Source organism: Pseudalgibacter alginicilyticus (assembly GCF_001310225.1).
GTDB classification, from domain to species: Bacteria; Bacteroidota; Bacteroidia; order Flavobacteriales; family Flavobacteriaceae; genus Pseudalgibacter; species Pseudalgibacter alginicilyticus.
Window position 1 is genome coordinate 3,041,694 of sequence record NZ_CP012898.1, and the last position, 21,560, is coordinate 3,063,253.

General features: G+C 30.9%; 14 protein-coding genes, 1 tRNA gene and 1 pseudogene. 10 read left to right on the plus strand and 6 right to left on the minus strand.

The annotated features are described in order from the left end of the window. Positions 1-51: 51 nt before the first annotated feature. The 6 genes from APS56_RS12610 to APS56_RS12635 all read left to right on the plus strand — a co-directional run bounded on the left by APS56_RS12610 (position 52) and on the right by APS56_RS12635 (position 6,937). A complete protein-coding gene (locus APS56_RS12610) occupies positions 52-594 on the plus strand; it encodes a ClpP family protease (protein ID WP_054728805.1) in 543 nt (180 codons plus the stop codon). A 133-nt stretch (positions 595-727) separates the two neighbouring features. Further along, the gene (locus APS56_RS12615; protein ID WP_054728807.1) at positions 728-1,657 is read left to right on the plus strand and encodes a DUF58 domain-containing protein; all 930 of its coding nucleotides are present in this window, start codon (positions 728-730) and stop codon (positions 1,655-1,657) included. An 81-nt stretch (positions 1,658-1,738) separates the two neighbouring features. Further along, positions 1,739-1,815 (plus strand) — tRNA-Asp (locus APS56_RS12620). Between the two features lie 624 nt (positions 1,816-2,439). Continuing rightward, the gene (gene uxaC, locus APS56_RS12625; RefSeq protein ID WP_054728810.1) at positions 2,440-3,843 is read left to right on the plus strand and encodes a glucuronate isomerase; all 1,404 of its coding nucleotides are present in this window, start codon (positions 2,440-2,442) and stop codon (positions 3,841-3,843) included. A gap of 21 nt (positions 3,844-3,864) precedes the next feature. Beyond that, positions 3,865-5,310, plus strand: coding sequence for a tagaturonate reductase (locus APS56_RS12630; RefSeq protein WP_054728815.1), 1,446 nt, complete (start codon positions 3,865-3,867; stop codon positions 5,308-5,310). A 19-nt stretch (positions 5,311-5,329) separates the two neighbouring features. Next, positions 5,330-6,937: a UxaA family hydrolase gene (locus tag APS56_RS12635; RefSeq protein ID WP_054728819.1), complete on the plus strand. Its 1,608-nt coding sequence runs from the start codon at positions 5,330-5,332 to the stop codon at positions 6,935-6,937. An 83-nt stretch (positions 6,938-7,020) separates the two neighbouring features. On the opposite strand, the gene APS56_RS12640 is transcribed toward APS56_RS12635, so the two are convergent. Further along, on the minus strand, positions 7,021-8,040 hold the full coding sequence (locus APS56_RS12640; RefSeq protein ID WP_054728822.1) for a LacI family DNA-binding transcriptional regulator: 1,020 nt from the start codon (positions 8,038-8,040) through the stop codon (positions 7,021-7,023). Positions 8,041-8,168: 128 nt separating this feature from the next. Here APS56_RS12640 and pelA point away from each other — a divergent pair, with 128 nt between their 5' ends. Further along, complete coding sequence (gene pelA / locus APS56_RS12645; RefSeq protein WP_157757668.1) at positions 8,169-9,404, plus strand: pectate lyase; 1,236 nt, start codon at positions 8,169-8,171, stop codon at positions 9,402-9,404. A gap of 64 nt (positions 9,405-9,468) precedes the next feature. Here pelA and APS56_RS12650 read toward each other — a convergent pair whose 3' ends face one another. From APS56_RS12650 to APS56_RS12660, 3 genes are all read right to left on the minus strand, one after another. Next, on the minus strand, positions 9,469-10,308 hold the full coding sequence (locus tag APS56_RS12650; RefSeq protein WP_082379345.1) for a rhamnogalacturonan acetylesterase: 840 nt from the start codon (positions 10,306-10,308) through the stop codon (positions 9,469-9,471). A gap of 44 nt (positions 10,309-10,352) precedes the next feature. Then, positions 10,353-11,600 (minus strand): glycoside hydrolase family 88/105 protein, encoded by a 1,248-nt coding sequence (locus APS56_RS12655; RefSeq protein ID WP_082379346.1) that lies wholly within the window; start codon positions 11,598-11,600, stop codon positions 10,353-10,355. Between the two features lie 116 nt (positions 11,601-11,716). Next, on the minus strand, positions 11,717-13,135 hold the full coding sequence (locus tag APS56_RS12660) for a glycoside hydrolase family 28 protein (protein WP_054728835.1): 1,419 nt from the start codon (positions 13,133-13,135) through the stop codon (positions 11,717-11,719). Positions 13,136-13,514: 379 nt separating this feature from the next. On the opposite strand from APS56_RS12660, the gene APS56_RS12665 reads away from it, so the two are divergent. The 3 genes from APS56_RS12665 to APS56_RS12675 all read left to right on the plus strand — a co-directional run bounded on the left by APS56_RS12665 (position 13,515) and on the right by APS56_RS12675 (position 18,921). Then, positions 13,515-14,444 (plus strand): T9SS type A sorting domain-containing protein, encoded by a 930-nt coding sequence (locus APS56_RS12665; RefSeq protein WP_157757669.1) that lies wholly within the window; start codon positions 13,515-13,517, stop codon positions 14,442-14,444. Between the two features lie 258 nt (positions 14,445-14,702). Further along, on the plus strand, positions 14,703-16,706 hold the full coding sequence (locus tag APS56_RS12670) for a DUF4838 domain-containing protein (protein ID WP_054728840.1): 2,004 nt from the start codon (positions 14,703-14,705) through the stop codon (positions 16,704-16,706). 208 nt (positions 16,707-16,914) lie between these two features. Next, positions 16,915-18,921 (plus strand): glycoside hydrolase family 28 protein, encoded by a 2,007-nt coding sequence (locus APS56_RS12675; RefSeq protein ID WP_082379347.1) that lies wholly within the window; start codon positions 16,915-16,917, stop codon positions 18,919-18,921. Between the two features lie 262 nt (positions 18,922-19,183). On the opposite strand, the pseudogene APS56_RS12680 reads toward APS56_RS12675, so the two are convergent. Then, positions 19,184-20,313: pseudogene (locus tag APS56_RS12680) on the minus strand (IS3 family transposase); the annotation flags it as partial. 294 nt (positions 20,314-20,607) lie between these two features. Next, complete coding sequence (locus APS56_RS12695; RefSeq protein WP_211259724.1) at positions 20,608-21,495, minus strand: alpha/beta hydrolase; 888 nt, start codon at positions 21,493-21,495, stop codon at positions 20,608-20,610. Positions 21,496-21,560 lie beyond the last annotated feature (65 nt).

The following is a 21,560-nucleotide window of genomic DNA, read 5'->3' on the forward strand; positions in this document are numbered from 1 at the left end:
GGTTTGCCAATATGGTAAACCTTTTTTTATTTTAGATGAAAAATTAAATTTATGAGTGATAAAATAAAAGTACAGGATGCTATAGATAGCAAATTAATTGAGCAACGTAAAGTGTTTTTATGGGGTCAGGTGGATGATAAGTCTGCTAAGCATGTAGTTGATAGATTGCTGTATTTAGATGCTATAGGAAATGCTGATATTCATTTGTATATAAACAGTCCAGGAGGTTATGTAACATCTGGTTTTGCTATTTATGATTGTATAAAATCTTTAAATAGTCAAGTGTCTACAATATGTACTGGATTTGCGGCTTCTATGGGATCCATAATTCTTTCTGCAGGAGCAAAAGGTAAACGTTTTATTCAACCTCATGCGCGTGTAATGATTCATCAACCAAGTGGTGGCGCACGTGGACAGGCTAGTGATATTGAAATTACAGCTAAAGAAATTGTTATTACAAAAGAATTGAGTGCTCAAATATTAGCAGATAATTGCGGGCAAACTTTTGAAAAAGTAATGAAAGATTTTAACCGAGATCACTGGATGGGTGCAGAAGAATCTGTAGCATATGGTATTGTTGATGGTATAATTTAAAGTCTAAACTTATCGGAGAGCTCTTGTTTTTGTTTGCAAAGTAGTGTTTTACAAGAGGAAAGTTTTTAATTTTAAATATGATTTGCTGTTGGAGTCCTTCTTTTTACTTGGGAGGTGTAGATGAGCTTTTTTTATGAATTTACAGTCGGAATTAAATAAAATAGAGGGGTTTGATAATCTTGAGCTACTTGCTAAACAAGTGGTTGAGGGTTTTATTTCCGGTATGCATAAAAGTCCGTTTCATGGATTTTCAGCAGAATTTGCAGAGCATAAAATTTATAATCAAGGCGAAAGTACACGGCATATAGATTGGAAGCTGTTTGCAAAAACAGACAAGCTTTATACAAAACGCTTTGATGATGAAACCAATTTGCGTTGTCATATAATTTTAGACAATAGTAGTTCTATGCATTATCCTAACATGAATACTTTTTCCATCGATAGATTGAATAAAGTAGGTTTTTCAGTTTTAGCAGCTGCTTCTCTCATGCAAATTTTAAAAAAGCAGCGAGATGCTGTTGGTTTAAGTATTTATAGTGATAATTATGATTATTATGCCCCAGAAAAGGGTAGTGAACGTCATCATCAAATGCTTTTAAATCATTTAAGTGCAGCTGCTATTTCCAAGTCAACAAACAGAAAAACCGAAACGTATAAATATTTACATGAGATTGCTGAAAAAGTACATAGGCGTTCTATGATTTTTTTATTTACCGATATGTTTCAAACCTCGGAAGATGAAATAAGATTGTTAGAAGCATTACGGCATCTTAAATATAATAAACATGAAGTGATTTTGTTTCATGTATTCGATAAGGAGAAGGAATTAAAGTTTGATTTTGATAATAAACCTAAACAATTCATTGATATAGAAACAGGTGCTTATATTAATTTGTATGCTGATACTATAAAAGAGAATTATGAAACAGCAGTAAATGATTATTTTAATACGCTTCGTTTAAAATGTGCTCAATATAAGATTAAATATGTTGAGGCTGATATTAATAAAAAATTTAGTAACATCCTCACAACCTATATGATAGAGCGTCAAAAATTTATTTGACAAATTTTTTTTAAAAAAATGCTAAAAAAACGTTTGAGATATAAAAAAAGGCGTGTATATTTGCAACCGCAATAATGCAACGGTCTGGTAGTTCAGTTGGTTAGAATGTCGCCCTGTCACGGCGAAGGTCGCGGGTTCGAGTCCCGTCCAGACCGCCAAATTGCTAAAAAGCTCTAAGAGATTAGGGCTTTTTTTGGCACTTAAAAGAAGTTGTGTTGTTTGGTAAGCACCCAGTGCTTATCACAGGTTTAAGTAGTTAAACCAATGGAAAGCTTTCCTTTTTTCTGTGAAGAAAATTGGGATGCTTTTTTGTTTTATAGCCTTTTGTCTCAACAAAGGAATCTTAATTAGATCTTAATATAATGACAAATTATACAACTTTTGCAGCAGATTCCATACGGAAAATTACTTTTAGTTTTATTTATTTTGATATTTAATTGTTGTAAAATCAATGTTTTACAATTCTCATTGATAAGAGTGGTATATTTTTAAGAGAAATAAAACTTTAAAGAGTTTTCTGGTTTGTGTGTAGGCTATTTGCAACAAAATTAGTTTGAGTATTTTTAAATAAAAAAACTAAAACGTTGTATTTATGATTATTTATGTTAAATTTGTGTAATCGATTACAATTACATTTTTTTATAAGTATAATTTCCAAAATTATTTTAAGAAGCAAGTAGAGGTTCGTTTTTTAAAATTTAATAGAACCATTTGTTTTTGTAAGCAACCAACAAGATGTATTGAAAATAGAGTTTTAACTAAGATTAAATCTGAATAGAGTAATGACAAACAAAAAATTTATACATGATAATTTTTTATTAGAAAATAAATACGCAGAAGAATTATATCATAATTATTCCAAAGATCTACCTATTATTGATTATCACAATCACTTATCACCTAAGTTTATTGCTGAAAACAAAACTTTTAAAAACATAACTGAAGTATGGATAAACGGTGATCACTATAAATGGAGAGCAATGCGTACTCTAGGTGTTAATGAGTCGTATATTACAGGGGCAGCTTCGGATGAAGATAAGTTTAAAAAATGGGCAGAAACAGTTCCTTATACTATGCGCAATCCATTGTATCACTGGACTCATTTAGAATTAGCTAGGTATTTTAATATCTATGATTTGTTGAATGATAAATCAGGTCAAAGGGTTTTTGGTGAAACAAACGAAAAATTAAATTCTGGAGATTATAGTTGTCAGCAATTACTTCAAAAAATGAATGCAGAGGTGGTTTGTACAACCGAAGGTCCTACCGATACCTTGAAATATCATCATCAACTTGCCAAAAGTGATTTTAAGGTAAAAGTTAGTACGGCATTTAGACCAGATGCAGCCATATTAATTTCTAATTCTGGTTATAATAAATACCTGGATACTTTAAGTGATATTACTGGGCTGAATATAAATACATATACTGATCTATGTGAGGCGTTAAAAAACAGAATTGAATACTTTCATGAAAATGGATGTAAATTGAGTGACCATGGATTGGATCAAATCTATTTTGAAAATTTTACTGAAAACGAAGTAAATACCATATTTAAAAAGAAAAGGGAGAATAAAAGCATTAGTACAGAGGAAGCTTTGAAATTTCAAAGTGCTATTCTTATTTTTCTGTGTGAAACATACCACGACTATGGTTGGGTTCAGCAATTTCACGTAGGCGCTTTAAGAAATAATAATGAACGCATGCATCGCATTTTAGGGCCAGACACTGGTTGGGATTCTATAGGCGATTTTCCACAAGCGCAAAAACTTTCGGCTTTTTTAAATGCTTTAGACGGTAAAGATAAATTAACTAAAACAATTATTTATAATTTGAATCCAGCTGATAATGAAGTAATGGCTACTATGATAGGAAATTTTAATGACGGTAGCATAAAAGGAAAAGTTCAATTTGGTTCAGGTTGGTGGTTTTTAGATCAAAAGGATGGTATGACAAAGCAATTAAATGCACTTTCAAACATGGGGCTTATAAGTTGTTTTATAGGAATGCTTACTGATTCTCGAAGCTTTCTATCGTTTCCTAGGCATGAATATTTTAGGCGTGTGCTTTGTAATCTTTTGGGTGATGAAATAAAAAGAGGTGAGTTGCCAAATGATATGGATTGGATAGGTAAAATGGTTTCAGATATAAGTTATTATAATGCAAAGGAGTATTTCAATTTTTAAAAGAACCTTTTATATACATAGATGAAAAATTTAAGCAGAAGTAATATAGGTCTCGAATCAAAGCCTCCAATCAAAGTTGTACAATTTGGAGAAGGTAACTTTTTAAGGGCTTTCGTTGGGTATGCCATACATGAATTAAACCATAAGGTTGATTTTAATGCAGGTATAGCTGTAGTGCAACCTATTGATAAAGGATTGGTGAAAATGTTAGAGGCTCAAGATGGGCTGTATACGCTTTTTATGAAAGGTGTTAAAAAAGGTGAAGAAATTCAGGAAGTAGAATTGATTTCTAATATTGTAAAAACAGTTAATCCATATATTAATTTTAATGATTATTTAAATTTGGCTAAAGAAGAATCATTAGAATTCATTATTTCAAATACTACCGAAGCAGGGATTACTTATGTAAGCTCTGATACTCCAGAAATGCAGCCGCCAAATTCGTTTCCAGCAAAATTAACACTTTTATTATACGAACGATTTAAGTATTTCAATGGAGATGTAACTAAAGGTTTAACTATTATTCCTTGTGAACTTATAAACCATAATGCAGAAACTCTAAAGAAAATTATATTAAAATATATTGTTGAATGGAATTTAGGTAGTGCATTTAAAACATGGGTATTAGAACATAGTTCATTTCACAGTACGTTAGTAGATAGAATTGTGCCAGGGTATCCAAAAGATGAAATTGAAATTTATAATGCACAATTGCATTATAAAGATAACTTAATCGTAGCCTCAGAAGCATTTTTATTGTGGGTAATAGAAGGTGGAGATGATTTGAAAGCAAAATTACCTTTTAATAAAACTAATTTAGATGTTAAGATTGTTGATGATATGCAACCATACAGAACTAGAAAAGTGCGTATTTTAAATGGTGCTCATACAGCTATGGTTCCTTTTTCATTACTTTATGGAAATAAAACAGTAAAAGAATCAGTGGACAATAAATTTACTGGTGATTTTATTAATAAGGCCGTTTATAATGAAATAAGCGAAACTTTAGAAATGGAAAAAGACGAATTAAATAATTTTATTGATGAGGTTTTTGATCGTTTTAGAAATCCTTTCATTATTCATAATTTATCTACGATTGCCCTAAACTCTATTTCTAAATTCAAAGTTCGAGTATTGCCAAGTTTATTGGATTACGTAGATATTTATAAAAAAGTGCCAACTAATTTAACATTTGCATTTGCTTGCTTAGTACGTTTTTATAAAGGCACTTGGAAAGGGAATGCTTTGCCAGTTCAAGATAGCCCTGATATAGTTTCTGCTTTTTATAAGTTTTGGGAATCGAATGATTATGAACAAATAGCAAAAAATGTTTTAAGTGTGAGTGATTACTGGGGAGAAGATTTAAATAGGGTAAAAGATTTACCAGAAGCAATTGCATTAGCATTAAAAGAAATAGACGCTAATGGTGTTGAAATAGGATTTACTAATTACAGCAAAAAGTTTTAAACGGAATAAATTATTTTGTATGCAAAAGAAAATAATGAAAGTAAATGAAGCAGATAATGTTGCGGTTGCTTTGGTAAACTTGGTAGAAGGAGAAACTATTTCTTTTCAAGGGCAATATATCAAGGTGTTATCTGATATAAAATCTAAGCATAAAATAGCTTTAAATAGATTTGAATCAGGAGACAGGATTCTTATGTATGGTGTATTAGTAGGTTCTGCTACTAAAATTATTGAAAAAGGAGATGTTTTAACTACTGAAAACGTAAAACACTTAAGTGAAAAAGTTTATGGAAGAAATGATAGCCCTAATTGGATTGCTCCTAATGTTGATAAATGGAAAGGTAAAAAATTTTTAGGCTATCACAGAGAGGATGGACAAGTAGGAACAGAAAATGTGTGGTTGTTTTTTCCATTGGTATTTTGTGAAAACCGTAATATTGAAATTTTAAAAGAAATTTTTGAAAAGGAACTTTTAAAACAAAGAATAAGTTCTCATCAATTGCTGCTTCGTTCTTTAGTTAGTGGAAAAGAAGAAATTGACGAAGCATCGTTGTTTACAGATGTTTTTGACAATATAGATGTGAAATTTATAACCCATCCGGGAGGATGTGGAGGAATTCGTCAAGACTCTGAAAGTTTAGCTAAGTTATTAGCAGGCTACGTTAATAATCCTAATGTTGCTGGTGTTACAGTGTTAAGTTTAGGGTGTCAAAATCTTCAAATTGATGTATTTAAAGAAGCGTTGAAAATAATCAATCCAAATTTAAAGAAACCTATTCTCATTTTTGAACAACAACAAATAGGGACAGTAGATGAAATGTTGTCTGTAATTGTTAAGGAGTCTTTTGAATGTATAAAAAAAGCGAATAATATTAAGCGAGAACCAGCTCCTTTATCTAAACTTAAAGTAGGTTTAGAATGCGGAGGCTCTGATGGGTTTTCAGGAATATCAGCAAATCCTACATTAGGTGCTGTGTCAGATTTATTAGTAGCGCTTAATGGTACAGCTGTATTAGCTGAATTTCCTGAATTATGTGGCGTTGAACAAGAATTGGTGAATCGTTGTGTTGAAGATGAAAAAGGAGACAAGTTTTTAAAACTAATGAAAGCTTTTGAAAAATCAGTTGTAGATGCTGGATCTGGATTTGATATGAATCCTTCTCCTGGGAATATTAAAGATGGTTTAATTACAGACGCTATGAAATCTGCAGGAGCCGCTAAAAAAGGAGGAGCATCACCTGTTCAAGACGTATTAGACTATGGTGAGTATATTACTAAACCAGGATTGAATTTGTTGTGTACACCAGGCAATGATGTAGAAAGTACAACCGCTTTAGTAGGTTCAGGGGTTAATCTTGTATTGTTTACTACAGGTTTAGGAACCCCAACAGGTAATCCTATAGCGCCTGTAATAAAAGTAGCTTCAAGTACAGAACTTCAAGCTCGTATGCCAGATATTATTGACATTGAAACTGGTGCTGTTGTAAGAGGTGAAAAAACCATAGAGGAAATGGCTGATGAAATGCTTGGGTTCATAATAGAGGTAGCAAGTGGTAGGGTGAAAACTAAAGCAAAATTATTAAACCAAAATGATTTTATACCTTGGAGACGAGGAGTGTCTTTGTAGCATAGAAATGGTTAAGATTAATAGTGTAAAAAAGTCAAGGTTATGGTCTTGGCTTTTTTATTAAATTCATGGGTTGATCTAATTTAAGCATCAGATTTTAAAGATGATTTTCTTATTATTAATTTAGGCTTTAGTATAATTCTTTTTTCAATTTTAAATTTATTATTCATTTGTTCTAAAAAAACTTGAGCAGCCATTTTTCCCATTTCAAGTGGAGATTGATCAATAGATGTTATAGATAGTTCCATGAATTTGGTAAATGGTTCGTTACTAAAGCCAACAACACAAAAATCTTTAGGAACTTTAATTCCTTGTGATTTTAGCTCTTGAATGGCTCCTAATGCACTAAAATCACTTGATGAAAAAAGCCCATCTGGAGGTGTTTTCATTTTTAGCAATGATTTCATTGCTTTTGCGCCTTTAGTAATATCGCTTTTTATTTGAATGATATAATCTTCATTTAACTCTATACCATTATCCTCTAACGCTTGTTTATACCCTAAATACCTGTCTTTAAATATATCAATGTTATGACTTCCAGTATAATGTGCTATATGTTTACAGCCTTGGTTAATTAAATGTTTTGTTGCTTGATATCCCCCTTCAAAATCATCAATGGTCACAGAGCTAACACCCTCCATATTGTGTCTTCTATCAAAAAATATAAGTGGAATATTCTTTTTGATAACCCGGTTAAAATGGTTGGACTCTATGTTTGATTTTGTAATAGACATTAAAACACCATCTACCTGGGCGTTTAATAGAGTGTCTATATTTTCAATTTCTTTAGCATTCTCTTCATGAGTCTGGCAAATAATTACTTGGTAACCAAAAGGTGAAAGTTCATCTTCAATTCCTCTAATGATTGAGGCGAAAAAATTACTGTCTATACGAGGAACAATAACACCTACATTATAACTTTTTCCACTTTTTAGAGCTTGAGCAAGTTTGTTTTGTTCATAATTCATTTTAGCAGCAGTTTCTAATACAAGTTCTTTTGTAGCCGCACTAATTTTAGGATTATTGTTTAGTGCTCTTGAAACTGTAGCTGCTGTAATGTTCAGCTTTTTTGCGATATCATAAATAGTTGTCTTTTTTCCCATAATAACCAATAATACAAAGTAGTAATTAGATTCAACAAAAGTAATATTTTTTGTATTTATATTTTGCTTATCGGATATTAATAATTAATATTGATTAATCGATTACATCTCTGTTAAATAGTATGAAAATGAATAAAAAAATAAAAATTATATTATTGTTTCTATGTTCTTTTATAGTTTACAACTCTTATGGAAGTGATTTAAGTGTTGCTCATGCATATCGGTACGCTGTAATGAAAAAAGCTAAGGGTAGTGATATTTTGTTGTTGGGTGAAGTTTTTGAAAATAACAACAGCTTAGAATCAAGGATTTATGAGTCATTTTTGTTTGACGAAAAGAGAATTGTTATAGCTAAAATATCTTCTCATATAAACAAGGAGAAAATACGTGCAAAAGGCTTTTGTTCTTCAATAATTTCAGATTTAAAAGCAGAAAATATATTATTGTGGCAGCGTAACAATGGTGGTTGGCCAAAAGAACCCCACAATAATTTTTCTGGATACAATAGGGCGCAAACAGAAAAAGAGAAGGTATTAGCTCTGAGTACTAAAAATAGTACAGATACAACCATTGATAATAATCATACAGTAGGCGAGATCAAATATCTATTAAAGGCTTATAAATTAACTAATAATATTAATTATTTAACAGGTGCTATTAAAGGTGTAGATTACCTTTTGGTAGCCCAATATGACAATGGGGGCTGGCCACAATATTATCCAGATAAAAGTGCTTATAGGCATCAGATAACTTTTAATGATAATGCCATGGTTAATGTAATGAATTTAATGTGGGATATTTCAAAAGGGATTAATAATACAGATGTTCTTGATGTTAAATATAAAGAAAAAGCAATCAATGCATTTGCAAAAGGAATTGATATTATATTACAAACTCAGATAAGTATAGATGGAAAAAAAACAGGTTGGTGTGCACAATATGATGAAGTGACATTATTACCAGCATTGGCAAGGTCTTATGAATTACCTTCTATAAGTGGTTCCGAATCTGTAGGTATTGTTAGGGTGCTTATGCTTGTTGAAAACCCTTCATTTGAAATTATACATTCTATACATTCTGCCGTTGATTGGTTTAATAAGGTTAAGATTAAAGATTTAGGTATACAAAAAACTTTTAATCCTGAGGATATGAAAGTAGTATCAAAACCAGGAAATATTATGTGGGCTCGTTTTTATGATTTAAAAACACAACAGCCTTTTTTTTCAGGAAGGGATGGTGTTAAAAAAAACACATTAGCTGAAATAGAGATTGAAAGACGAGTTGGGTATGCTTGGTACGTTAAAGGTCCTAATAAATTGATAGGGACTCAATATACTAAATGGAAGTCTAAACATGGATTGTAGGTTTTTAATATATGATTTTCATTACTTTGCACTCTTTTAGTTATGTAGGTATAAAAAGAAATAATTAATTGGATGTTATGTTGAGTTCTTGTAAACCTATATAAACTAATTTAGCAACTTCTGTAGCTCCTTCAGATTGAAAATGAGTATTATCACTTAAGCCGTCAGGGTAAGCTTCATAAGTATCAGGCGGAAGATTCATAAAGTATTTTTGAGTCACGTATTCTTTGCCTGTTTTAGTAAAGAAATCTTTTGATTTTTTATTTAAATCAATAAGCATAACATCTAATTCTTTGGCAACATCTTTAGGGGCCTTCCCGTATTCACCGTGAACATCACCAAGTATACCGTCTTGCCATGATTTATTTATAGCTACTGGAGTTAATATTATAGGTATAGCACCTTTGTCTCTAGTTTGATTTACAAAAAGCCTTAAAAATTCTTTATAACCTTTAATATCTACATAACGGTCTATTTTATTAGAGGATGCATCATTATGTCCAAATTGCATCATCACTATGTCATCTTTTTTAAGACTTTGATACACTGAGCGCCATCGACCTTCTTGAAAAAACGAACGTGTGCTACGCCCCCCTCGAGCCCTATTGTCAACATAGACACTGTCGTTTTTAATAATATTTCTTAGTTTTAACAAACTATCAGATTGCATGAACTGTTGAAAAACTTGCCCCCAACCTGTTATGGGATATTTTTTTTTAATATAATCTTCTTTAGAATCATAATAGCTAATATAATCGGCCATAGTGGAATCACCAATTAGATATAGTGTTGTGAAAAATGTGTGTTCTTGATCTTTTGGTTTATCGTCATTTTTTTTTACGTTACAAGATAAATTAGTAAATAAAAGAGTTAATAATATTATAGCAATGGTTATTTTTTTCATAATATATAGATGGGCCTTGTAAGTATGTATATTGGTTTGAAAATTTATTTATTGAGTTCTAAAGCCGCTAATATAAAAGGACCGGTAGCCTTAGGGTCGTTTGAACGAATAATTTCATTTACGTAATATTCAAATGAACCATCTCTATAAGGTTTACCTCCTAATCCTGCAACTCCACAACATTTGTTAATATTTACCAATCCATTTTCTTCTACTGAAATTAAATTGTTTATTAAACCATTAAAAGCTTTTTCTGCAGTTTTTTGATATTTTTTAGGGAGATAGCCTTTATTGACCCCTTTGGCAAAAGTATAAGTAAACATAGCTGTTCCTGAGGCTTCTAAATAATTTCCTTTTCTATTTCCTTGATCTAAAACTTGCCACCATAAACCAGATTTATCTTGTACTTTGTTTAAAGCTTCAGCATATAGATTTAGGTAATTTATTATGCGTTCTCTTCCAGGATGGTTTAATGGTAAAAAATCTAATACATCTACCATTGCCATGCCGTACCATCCCATACCTCTTGACCAAAAATGTTTTGAATTTCCTGTTTTTTTGTTAGCCCATTGTTCTTGCTTGCTTTCATCCCAACCATGGTAAAGCAAGCCTGATTCTTTATCAAAACTATGTTTTTGAATTAAATCAAATTGATGCACAACATCTTCATAAATTTTAAATTTAATACTTTCATTATTAATATATGTTTTTGCATATTGCGCATGAAACGGCTCTGCCATGTATAGCCCATCTAACCACATTTGATATGGGTATATTTTTTTATGCCAATAACCACCATTGGAAGTTTTTGGTTGTGTTTCCATTTGGTTATTTAATGTTTCTGCGGCCGTTAAGAATCGTTTTTCTTTTGTTTTTGGATATAAATACAATAAAATATCACCAGACTTAATCATGTCTAAATTTTTATTTGAATATTTATAAGTTAATATGCCACCCATACTATCTATCATTTTGTTAGCGTACTGATAGATATAATCAAAGTAAAGTTGTTTTTTCGTTTTTTCGTAAACTTTAGCAGAAGCAGATAATACAAGTCCTGGGGTATAACTCCAATGTGGTGCTTTTTTAAAATCTAAAAGTGAGGCATCGGGAAAGCGTTGCATCTCTGAAAGCAGCATCCTTTCTGACCATTTTAAATTTTCAGGAATAATATTTTTTACGTTATTGTTTTGTAATATAGACTTTTGATGAGTTATGTTGTTTTTACAGCCTGTTATTATAATTAGAAATGCTATAAAATATAGCGGGTTAAGTATTATTGATTTTTTCATAATTTTTAAATTCATTTAAATATTCTGCCCTTGTATTTTCTGCTTTCCCAATTGTTTTTGTTTTCAATATTGGCAATAACTTATAGATTTAAACTCAATTTTTTTGAATAAGTGTATTAATATTGCTTTCCGTTTATAAATGTATTTTTAAATGTAATAGGCTCAGAATTTTCAATAGATAATGGTGTTTTTGCACCTTTAATGGTTACATTAGTAAGTGTTACATTTTCAACAGGACTTTGTTCTCTACCTTTTATAAGTATGCCATATTTACCACTGTTTTCTACTTGAATATCTTCTAAATGAATGTTTTTTATTGAAGGGATAAAGTCTCCTTCTTGATTGGCATAAATAGCATAATATGTGTTTATACGTAAGAAGGCTTCTTTTATTTGTCCAACTTGAACGTTTTTAACATACAGGTTCTCCACAAATCCACCTCTTAATGTGTTGGTCTTAATACGAATAGCTCGATCTAAGTTAGGACTGTCCATTTTGCAATTTCTTACAAATACATTTTTAACTCCTGCTGAAATTTCGCTACCAATAACAACACCGCCATGACCGTCTATCATATGACAATTTTCAATAACTATATTTTCACTAACGATGTTTACGCTTCTACCATCATTATTTCTTCCTGATTTGATAGCAATACAATCATCACCTGTATTAAATGTGCAATTTGTTATATGAACATTTTTAGAATATTCTGGGTCACAGCCATCGTTATTTGGCCCATGGCTATTTACTATTACACTATCAACTCGAACATAATTACATTTTATGGGGTGTATTACCCAAAACGGAGCATTTGTAAAAGTTACACCTTGCAGTAGCACATTTTCGCACTCAAAAGGTTCAAAAAAATTAGGTCTTAATTGATAGCCATCACCAAAAACACGTTCAGATACTGGTATACCTTTTTCATTCATCATTCTTAATCTTGGTAAATTGATTGAATCATGTTGGCTCAAAGAGCCTTCTTCATATCCATAAGTGTTTTTCCCTACCCAAGGCCACCAGTTTGTATTGTTTGCTTGACCATCAAAAGTACCTTTGCCTGTTACTGCTATATTTTTTTGTTTATAAGCATAAATCAGAGGCGAGTAATTCATTAGTTCAGTTCCTTCAAAAGATGTATGTACAACAGGTAAGTAAGCTTTTTTATCTGTTGTAAAAAGTACGATGGCCCCCTCTTCTAAATGCAAATTTACATTGCTTTTTAAGTGTATAGGACCAGTTAAGAATTGACCATTAGGTATGAGAACTTTTCCTCCTCCTGCTTGCGTACAACTTTCAATGGCTTTTTTAATTGCTGTAGAATTATTAGTCTTTCCATCTCCTTTAGCACCAAAATCTATAATATTAAATACGTTATTTGGGAATTTTAATTCTTTTATTTCTTCAATAATTTCGTCTGCTTTATCAAAATTATTGATTACTTCTGTTTTAGGATTCTTGTTTTTACATGAATTAAAGAAAAAAACAAAAGCTGAAAGAATTAGGATTGGAAATAAGGTTTTATTTTTCATATTTATATTTTTATGTAATCGATTGCTCAAATATAGGTATTTTTTAAATGTCTTTAAAAATCATTCTGATTTTAATATTAATAATCTTTAATTTTAGCTGTATATAGACTCTAATACTTGTTTTATATTAATTTATTAATACTTGTAATGCCAACTGTGTATTCTTAACTAAAGTTAACTTTTTTTAATGGTGAATTTGATTTCTCTCGTTTATTAACGTTTTTCTATTCTTAGTATCCTAATATTAGTGGTTTAGATTTTGATTTGTCTGATTTTGTGGTGAGTATTGAATATAATTTATGAATTAATTACAGTGATTAAAAAAAAACACTTATATTTGAGTAATCGATTACATTATTATAATTTAAAACATTACAAAATGAAAAAACAACTACTTTTACTTATCGTATTAATGTTAAGTTTTACAACAGCACTCGAGGCACAAATCAAAGTATGGGATTTAGCCGGTGAACAATTAGGAGCGGGTTACACGAATATGTTAACGACAAATGATTTGAATGACATATTTCATAATGGTATTACCTATGGAAATTCTGGGCTATCAATGGCTGCAGGTACTTTTGTTATTAATTCTAGTGAGCCTGGAATCAGTTATGTTACAACATCTGCCAATCAAGACAGGATTAGAACCAATAATACAACACAAACAAGATATGATGAATCAGCTGTTCCTGGTCCAGCAGCAGAAGCTCCTTATACTAATGGCACAACTAATTATGTAGGCGGAATCTATGCAAATGGTACAGGAAATCATGGAAGACGTCATTTATTATTAGATTTAGTGTCTGGTGATAAAATAACTGTTATAATGTCACTGCAATCTACTGGTGGTGCTACAGAGGGAACATTTACTGTTAGGGATCCTTTAGATGTAGATGTGGTTTATGGTCCTTATGATACAACACCTGATTATTATGGTGCTTATGCAATACATATTGAAGCGGCCACTACTGGTGCCTATAAATTATACACAACAGAAAATAAAGCTAAATTTTATAGAGTTTATGATGATTATGTTACCATGACAGGTATTCCAGATATAAATGGAGAAGCGCTTTCTGTTAAAAACATGTCTCATGTAACTACAGATTTACATGCGGCTGGAGATAGAGTGTATGTATCAAATGTAAAATCAAATACAGAAATTAAAATATATAGCATTACAGGTGTTTTAGTTAAAGCATTTAAAACAAATATCGATACAGACTTTAGTTTTAAATCAGGTTTATATATTGCAACAGTAAAGACTTTTGAAGGTCAAAAATCAATTAAATTATTATTAAATTAATTAGTTAATATATTTTATAAATAAGAAAAGATATGTGTGAAAAATATATCTTTTCTTATTTATAGATACTATAGTCTTACAACATATAGCAGTAATGAATTAATCTATAAGATAAATAGATCATAATAAAATGAGTTAAAGATGCTTACTAAATAATGTTATTAAGGCTGGAGATTCCAAATGGGTAAAAAATACAATATTTAAGTAAAGAAATTAAAAAAGAACCTTTTAAAGAGAGAAATAAATAAAAAGTAAAATATGAGAAAAATAAAATATGAGAAAATAAAAAGTTATTATAAAATAATACTGTTTTGCATTTCTTTAAGTGTTCTGTCATGCAAAAGCTCTTCTTTCGTTATAGATAGTGAGGCATTGGATAGTACAGTTATTGTATTACCTGAAAACCCTAACTCAATAAATTTATTTTCAGCAAGAGAATTAAATTATCACCTTAAGTTAATATATGGAAAAGAGTTACCTATTATTAACACAAAAGATCCTGAATATAAACAGCATATATTTTTAGGGATAATGCCGAAAGTGTATGAAAAAGATCTTAGTAGCGAAGAAGGAGTTTATCTTGTTCAGGATACTGATATATATGTGTTTGGTTATGATAAAGTTAATAGTACTTACAACAATTCTAATCCAGGGGATTACAATGATATTGTATTGAGTGAAGTGTTAGATATGCGCTATAATCAAACGGGCTCCTTGTTTGGTTTGTATAATTTTATTGAAAAAGAACTTGAAGTTACTTGGTTGAAATCTGGTGAAAACGGTGTTTTTTATACAGAAAATGTATCTCATTCTATAAAAAATAAAGAAGTTTCCTGGGTGCCATCTTTTACTCAAAGGAATATTAGAACTGGAGATTTTAAGACGGTATCAGGTAAAAAATTTGCACCTGATGAATTTGATTTAACTGAAGAAGAGAGAATACAAAGCAATATAGATCATTACGTGTGGCTTAGACGAATGAAATTTGGTTATAGTAACTATTATCAATTTCAACATGCTTTTAACACTTATTGGGATGATTTTAAAGATACAAAACCAGATATTTTTGCACTGAATGGTAATGGTGAAAGAAAACCCTATAACAGAAAAGATAGAAAAGGAAGAACTGAAAGAATTAAGATGTGTCCATCTAATGAGGATTTACCTGGAATTATGGTTGAAAAATGGTTAGAAGCTAAGAAAAACAACCCACTACAACATAGTGGTTCTATTTCTGTTTGTGAAAATGATAGTGATGGTTTTGGAGATCCTGAATGGTGTCATTGTGAAGGGTGTTTGGCATTAGATACTCGCGAAGAAGGAGAGCCATTAAGTAAGAGCCTCTCAGATAGATATATTCACTTATGGAACAAAGTTGTAACAGAAGCACAAAAGTATCAAAAAGATATTTTAGTTTCTGGCTATGCTTATGAACAAATGTTGTTACCTCCTAAAAGAGAAAAATTACATCCTTCTACTTTAGTAGAATTTGTACCTGAATTGTTAGCGGACTTTGATAAAACTCAAAAGTTATACGAGGATTGGAGAGCTGTAGGTATGACAAAAATGTACTTCAGACCTAATGATTTACATTGGCAATTTGGTATGTCGTTAGGATTAGAAAAACGAGTTTTTGAGCATTTTCAATTAGCTGTTAAGAATGGAGCTGAAGGGACTGATTATGATTCTTTAATTATATTTGGAGAAGGTGTTTCTGATATGGTTAACTTCATATTGGCAAAAGCACATCAGAATCCTGATGAAACGTTTGAGAACCTTGAAAATGAGTTTTTAGACGTTTTTGGAGCGGCTAAAGAAGACATCAGGAAATTTTATGGATATTGGAGAGAAATCTACACTAATGAATTAGTTCCTGAGGATTTATCTCTAAGTGATGGCAGGATACCTACTTATTTCAAATTTGGTAAAATGGGTGGGCTAACAAGACGAATTGATGAATTTTATGAAATATCTGATTTTGATAAAACAGATATGTTATTAAACAATGCTCTCGATAAAGATATTTCAGATCAAGCTAAAGATTATATCAATAGAATGAAAATTTCGAATAAACATTCAAGATTAACCTTCTTGGCTTTAGTGGCAGGAATTGATGGCGATTCGGAAGAACTTACAAAAAAAACAAAGGAACTTATAGCTTTTAGAGTTGCCAATAAAAATATTATTGATGTAGATTGGGAAGAGCTTTTTAATGTTCAATACAGGCAATTAAAAAATCAATTAAAAATTGAGAACCTTTAGTTTAATTAGAATTCAAAATTAAATTTTTGTACAGATACCTTATAATTCGTTCGAGTGGTTTTTTGTGAAACACACATGAGATTTACTCGAACAGATTATATCTATACAATCTTAAAATATACTTACACCAAATGTTTTCTTTATTTTATTTAACCCATAGACTTTAGAAAATCAGTGGAAATTAATAGTCATATTAAATATATATAAAATGAATTATACATTTTTATTAAGAAAAATAATGCTGAATAATCAATTACAATTAAAAAAACTGATAACCTTATTTATTATAATAGGCTTTTCAGCTTTAGCTTCAAGTCAAGTATACAACGTTAAAGATTATGGGGCTATTGGTAATGCAACAGCATTAGACACCAAGGCTATACAAGAGGCTATAGATACAGCCTTTAAAGCTGGAGGGGGACAAGTTTTACTTCCACCTGGAACATATAAAGTAGGTGGTGTAGAGTTAAAAGATAATATCAATCTCCACATATCAGCAGGTGCTACTTTATTAGGTAGTGAGTTACAAAGTGATTATATAGAATGGGATAGCAAAGCAGAATCTCGAACAACTATTTATGCAAATAAATTTGTTGTATATGCCAACGGAGCAAAAAACATTTCTATTTCAGGTCAAGGCGTTATTCATGGAAATGGGGATAATTATTTTCAAATAACAGCACCTCAAATTAACCGTCCTTTTCTTATTCAATTGGTAAACTGTAAAAATGTTAGAATCCGTGATATTCAAATGCTTGAATCAGCAAATTGGACCTGTCATTTACTTTTTTGTGAAAACGTGGTAGTCGATGGAATAACACTAAAAAATTCTACAAGAGCCAACCGAGATGGATTGGATATTGATGGTTGCAACAATGTGATAGTAACTAATTCAATAGTTCATTCTCAAGATGATGCCATTGTTCTTAAATCTTCGGGTAATAAAGTTTGCAAAAACATTAAAATTAGTAACTGTATTGTTACTACTGAAGCGTCTGCCATAAAATTAGGAACAGAATCTAGTGGTGGATACCAAAACATTACTATTTCAGACTGTACTATAAAAGATGTACCACTTTTATCTGGGTTAAGTATCATGTCTGTAGATGGTGCTATTTTAGATAATCTACAAATTAGCAATATTCAAATGGAAAATGTAGCAACACCTATCTTCTTAAGATTAGGAAACCGCAACAGACCATATAAAACAGGAGAATATGTACCCACAATAGCTACGGTTTCTAATATTTCATTTAATAATATAACTGCTATTAATGCTAAGTATCCTTCTATTATGGCTGGTTTACATTCAAAGAAGATAAGTGATATAACCATTAATAATTTTAGTGTATCCTATATAGATCCTTTTGAAGGCCCTTTTGTTGAACCAAACAAAATTCCTTTTAATGATATGGTTTATCCATCAGCATTAATATTTGGAAGAAATTTACCTACTTATGCCTTTTATGTTCGTAATATAGAAAATATAAGTATGTCTAATATTTCTATAAGTTCTAAAGCTACACAAAAAGTACATCCTTTCCTTTTTGATTATATAGATAATTTAAAATTAAAAAATATAACGGCTGACACTTTTAAAAAAGATGGATCGATTGCATATCTTAGAAATATTAATGGCCTCACTGCTTCAGAATTTCATTTGAAGAATGGACATATCAATACTTTTACTATTGAAAAAGACAATTGTTCAGACATACATATCGAAAACACATCTAAAGGTTCTGTTATTAATGAAATCCCTGCGTTAAAGGATGAACAATTATACGCTACTGTTATGGCAACTACTATTTTTGACATTGATGGGATTATAAAAAACAAGCCAATAGAGTCTATAAATAAATTTGAGGTAGAAGGAGCATTAAAAGATGAACCATTACCTTATCATAATTTAAAATCACCACTTAAAATTCAGTTTAAAATTGAAGGCGAACCACAATCAACTCCACAATTATGTTTTTTAGTTAAAAACAAAAACTCTTTGTCAAGCGAGAAGAATAATTATTTAATACTGGAATATGAAGGCGTTGAGCAAAAAGTGAATGTAGAATGGAATCGTTGGGGATGGGCTTCATTAACTTTAAGTAAAAAGATACCCGTAGGGTCAAAAATTAAATTTAAGCTTGCTCAAGAGCATTCAGATTTACTTATTTCAAAAGTATATTTGCGTTATTTAAATTTAGGATATACAGACTAAACACTTTACCTAATAAAAATATTTAAATAAACTTAAAAAATTATCTAAGAAGTTTGTGCTAATGAGTAATGCAAACTTCTTAGATATGTTTACTCAAGTATTTAATAAAGATTCTATTTGAATTTAGAGGCTACTTTTACACAAAAAGCCACATCCAAAGCGTTTTCCCAAAATATTGTTACTTTTTCTCCCTCTGAATCTCTTATAGAATAGCCATTAGAAATTGGACTTGCAATAAAAAGTCGGACATTTTTTCTAAGACCTATGCTACATTTTTAAATTGATAAAATTCTTGTTCTACTTCATAAGGAGTTTTATACCCTAAAAAAGAGTGTAAACGTTTCCTATTGTACCATATTTCGATGTATTCAAAAACAGCTGTTTTAGCCTGCTCAATAGTTTTAAAATCATCATCATAAATAAGTTCAACCTTTAATGTTTTAAAGAAGGATTCAGCAACGGCATTATCCCAACAATTACCCTTTCTACTCATAGATTGGGTTACCAAAGGGTTGGATTTAATAAAAGTTCTAAATGCTTTTGAGGCGTATTGTATCCCTCGATCTGAGTGAAATATTAACCCCATGTTTATAGTACGCTTGTTTACAGCCATTTTCCATGCAGGAATAATAGTTTGATTGGTGTGTAAACTTGTACTTAATGACCAACCTATTACCTGCCTATCAAACAAATCAATAATAGTGGTTAGGTACAGCCAACCTTGATTGGTCTGGATGTAAGTGATATCGCTGACCCAAGCTTCATTCAACCTACTGGGGTTAAAGTTCCTGTTCAGCAGATTTCTGCAAACATGATAACCGTGGTTGGAATCTGTAGTTGCCTTAAACTTCCTTTTGTGTTTGCTTGCCCAATTGTTCATCCTCATAATTTTAGCCACTCTACATCTGGATATACAGTACCCTTTGCGTTTTAGTTGTTCTGCTATTCTTGTGGAGCCATAACGCTGTTTACTCAGGTCAAATTCCTTTTTTATTAAATCTGTAAACAAGCTCTTTTCAAATGTTCGTTTTGATGGTCCTGCTGTGTACCATCTATAAAAACTGCTCCTACTTACTTTAAAAACTTTGCATATCTTCTCGATGGGGTATAAATGCCTGTAGCTGGCTATAAATCCATAGATTTGCCATCGTTTTTGGAGAAGATGTGCACGGCCTTTTTTAGTATTTCAAGTTCAAGTTCCTTTTCTCTAAGAGCTTTACGCAATCTTTTAACTTCTAATGTGTCATCAGGTATTGCTTTTTCTGGCTTAGGAGATATTGTTGTTTTAGCTGCCTTACGCCATTTATAAATCCTTTGGACTTCTAAACCCAACTCGTCTGCTAATTCTTTTATATTCTCTCGTTGGTAACTTAACCGAACTGCTTGCTCCTTTTATTCAGGGCTGTAATATCGTTTTTTCATGTTTCTAAGATATTTGTTTTATAACAAAATGGTCTTAAATTTTATGTCCGAGTAAAGTTAGCAAATCTATTTTTCTTTATCACCATGGCGCCAAAGCTTAAGATTGAAAACTCTTCAGTATTGATGAAATTTGGAACTTTTATATGGGAAGTTTCAAAAGGAGTAATTAATTTGACATCATCAATTTTCAGATTTAGATTGTTTGTTTTACAAGAATCAAAAAACAGAGTGATTCCTATAAAGACAAAACAGATTTTTTTCATATTAATTAGCTCTCTTTAATATGTACTTATTGAAAGCTAACCAGTTTTCACATGCAATTGGCCAGAAATTGTTATTTTCCTCAGATCCCATTCCAAAGCCATGACCTCCCTTTTGGTATATATGCATTTCAACTGGAACTTTATTTTTGTTAAGAGCCCTGTAGTAAGTTAAAGAATTCTGCACGGGCACAGAATTATCATCTGAAGCATGTACTAAAAAGGTTTTCGGGGTATTTCCGTTAACTTGAATTTCATTAGAATATTTATTTAAATATTTTTCTGTTATATCTGTTCCTAATAAGTTTTTTCTCGAATTTATATGTGTCATTTCATCTTTCATAGAAATAACAGGGTATATTAAAATAGAAAAATTAGGTTTGGCACTAATACTGTCTAATGTTGGTAATAGTTTTTCTGCATATCGAGTTGATAAGGTAGCTGCTAAATGTCCTCCAGCAGAAAATCCCATAATTCCAATTTTATTGGGGTTTAAATGCCATTTTTTAGAATGTAACCTTACTAACTTCATTGCTTGTTGTGCATCTTGAAGTGGCCCTATTGATTTATCAATCATAATAGCATCAGAAGGGAGTCTGTATTTAAGTACAAAAGCAGATATCCCAATAGAATTAAGCCATTTTGCTACTGAAAATCCTTCTTTATTTATTGATAAATGAGAGTATGCTCCACCTGGGCATATTACTAGCCCTGTACCATTTGAAATTGTAGAGTCTGCTAAAAAAACAGTTATAGTAGGCTGTGATACCTTACTAACGCCATTTATCTCTCCGTTATTAAAGTAAGTGAATTGTTCTTTGTAATCTATATCTTTTATAGCTCCAGGCACATTACTCCATAAATTTATTTCAAAACCTTGAGAGAAGCTCAAGGTTTTGAAACAAAAAATATATAAAATAAAACCAATTTTTAAATTGTTAAAAATATGTATCAACA

Coding starts and splice junctions, on each gene's coding strand:
- APS56_RS12610 (WP_054728805.1), top strand. CDS start 52: ATGAGTGATAAAATAAAAGTACAGGATGCTATAGATAGCAAATTAATT.
- APS56_RS12615 (WP_054728807.1), top strand. CDS start 728: ATGAATTTACAGTCGGAATTAAATAAAATAGAGGGGTTTGATAATCTT.
- uxaC (WP_054728810.1), top strand. CDS start 2,440: ATGACAAACAAAAAATTTATACATGATAATTTTTTATTAGAAAATAAA.
- APS56_RS12630 (WP_054728815.1), top strand. CDS start 3,865: ATGAAAAATTTAAGCAGAAGTAATATAGGTCTCGAATCAAAGCCTCCA.
- APS56_RS12635 (WP_054728819.1), top strand. CDS start 5,330: ATGCAAAAGAAAATAATGAAAGTAAATGAAGCAGATAATGTTGCGGTT.
- APS56_RS12640 (WP_054728822.1), bottom strand. CDS start 8,040: ATGGGAAAAAAGACAACTATTTATGATATCGCAAAAAAGCTGAACATT.
- pelA (WP_157757668.1), top strand. CDS start 8,169: ATGAATAAAAAAATAAAAATTATATTATTGTTTCTATGTTCTTTTATA.
- APS56_RS12650 (WP_082379345.1), bottom strand. CDS start 10,308: ATGAAAAAAATAACCATTGCTATAATATTATTAACTCTTTTATTTACT.
- APS56_RS12655 (WP_082379346.1), bottom strand. CDS start 11,600: ATGAAAAAATCAATAATACTTAACCCGCTATATTTTATAGCATTTCTA.
- APS56_RS12660 (WP_054728835.1), bottom strand. CDS start 13,135: ATGAAAAATAAAACCTTATTTCCAATCCTAATTCTTTCAGCTTTTGTT.
- APS56_RS12665 (WP_157757669.1), top strand. CDS start 13,515: ATGAAAAAACAACTACTTTTACTTATCGTATTAATGTTAAGTTTTACA.
- APS56_RS12670 (WP_054728840.1), top strand. CDS start 14,703: ATGAGAAAAATAAAATATGAGAAAATAAAAAGTTATTATAAAATAATA.
- APS56_RS12675 (WP_082379347.1), top strand. CDS start 16,915: ATGAATTATACATTTTTATTAAGAAAAATAATGCTGAATAATCAATTA.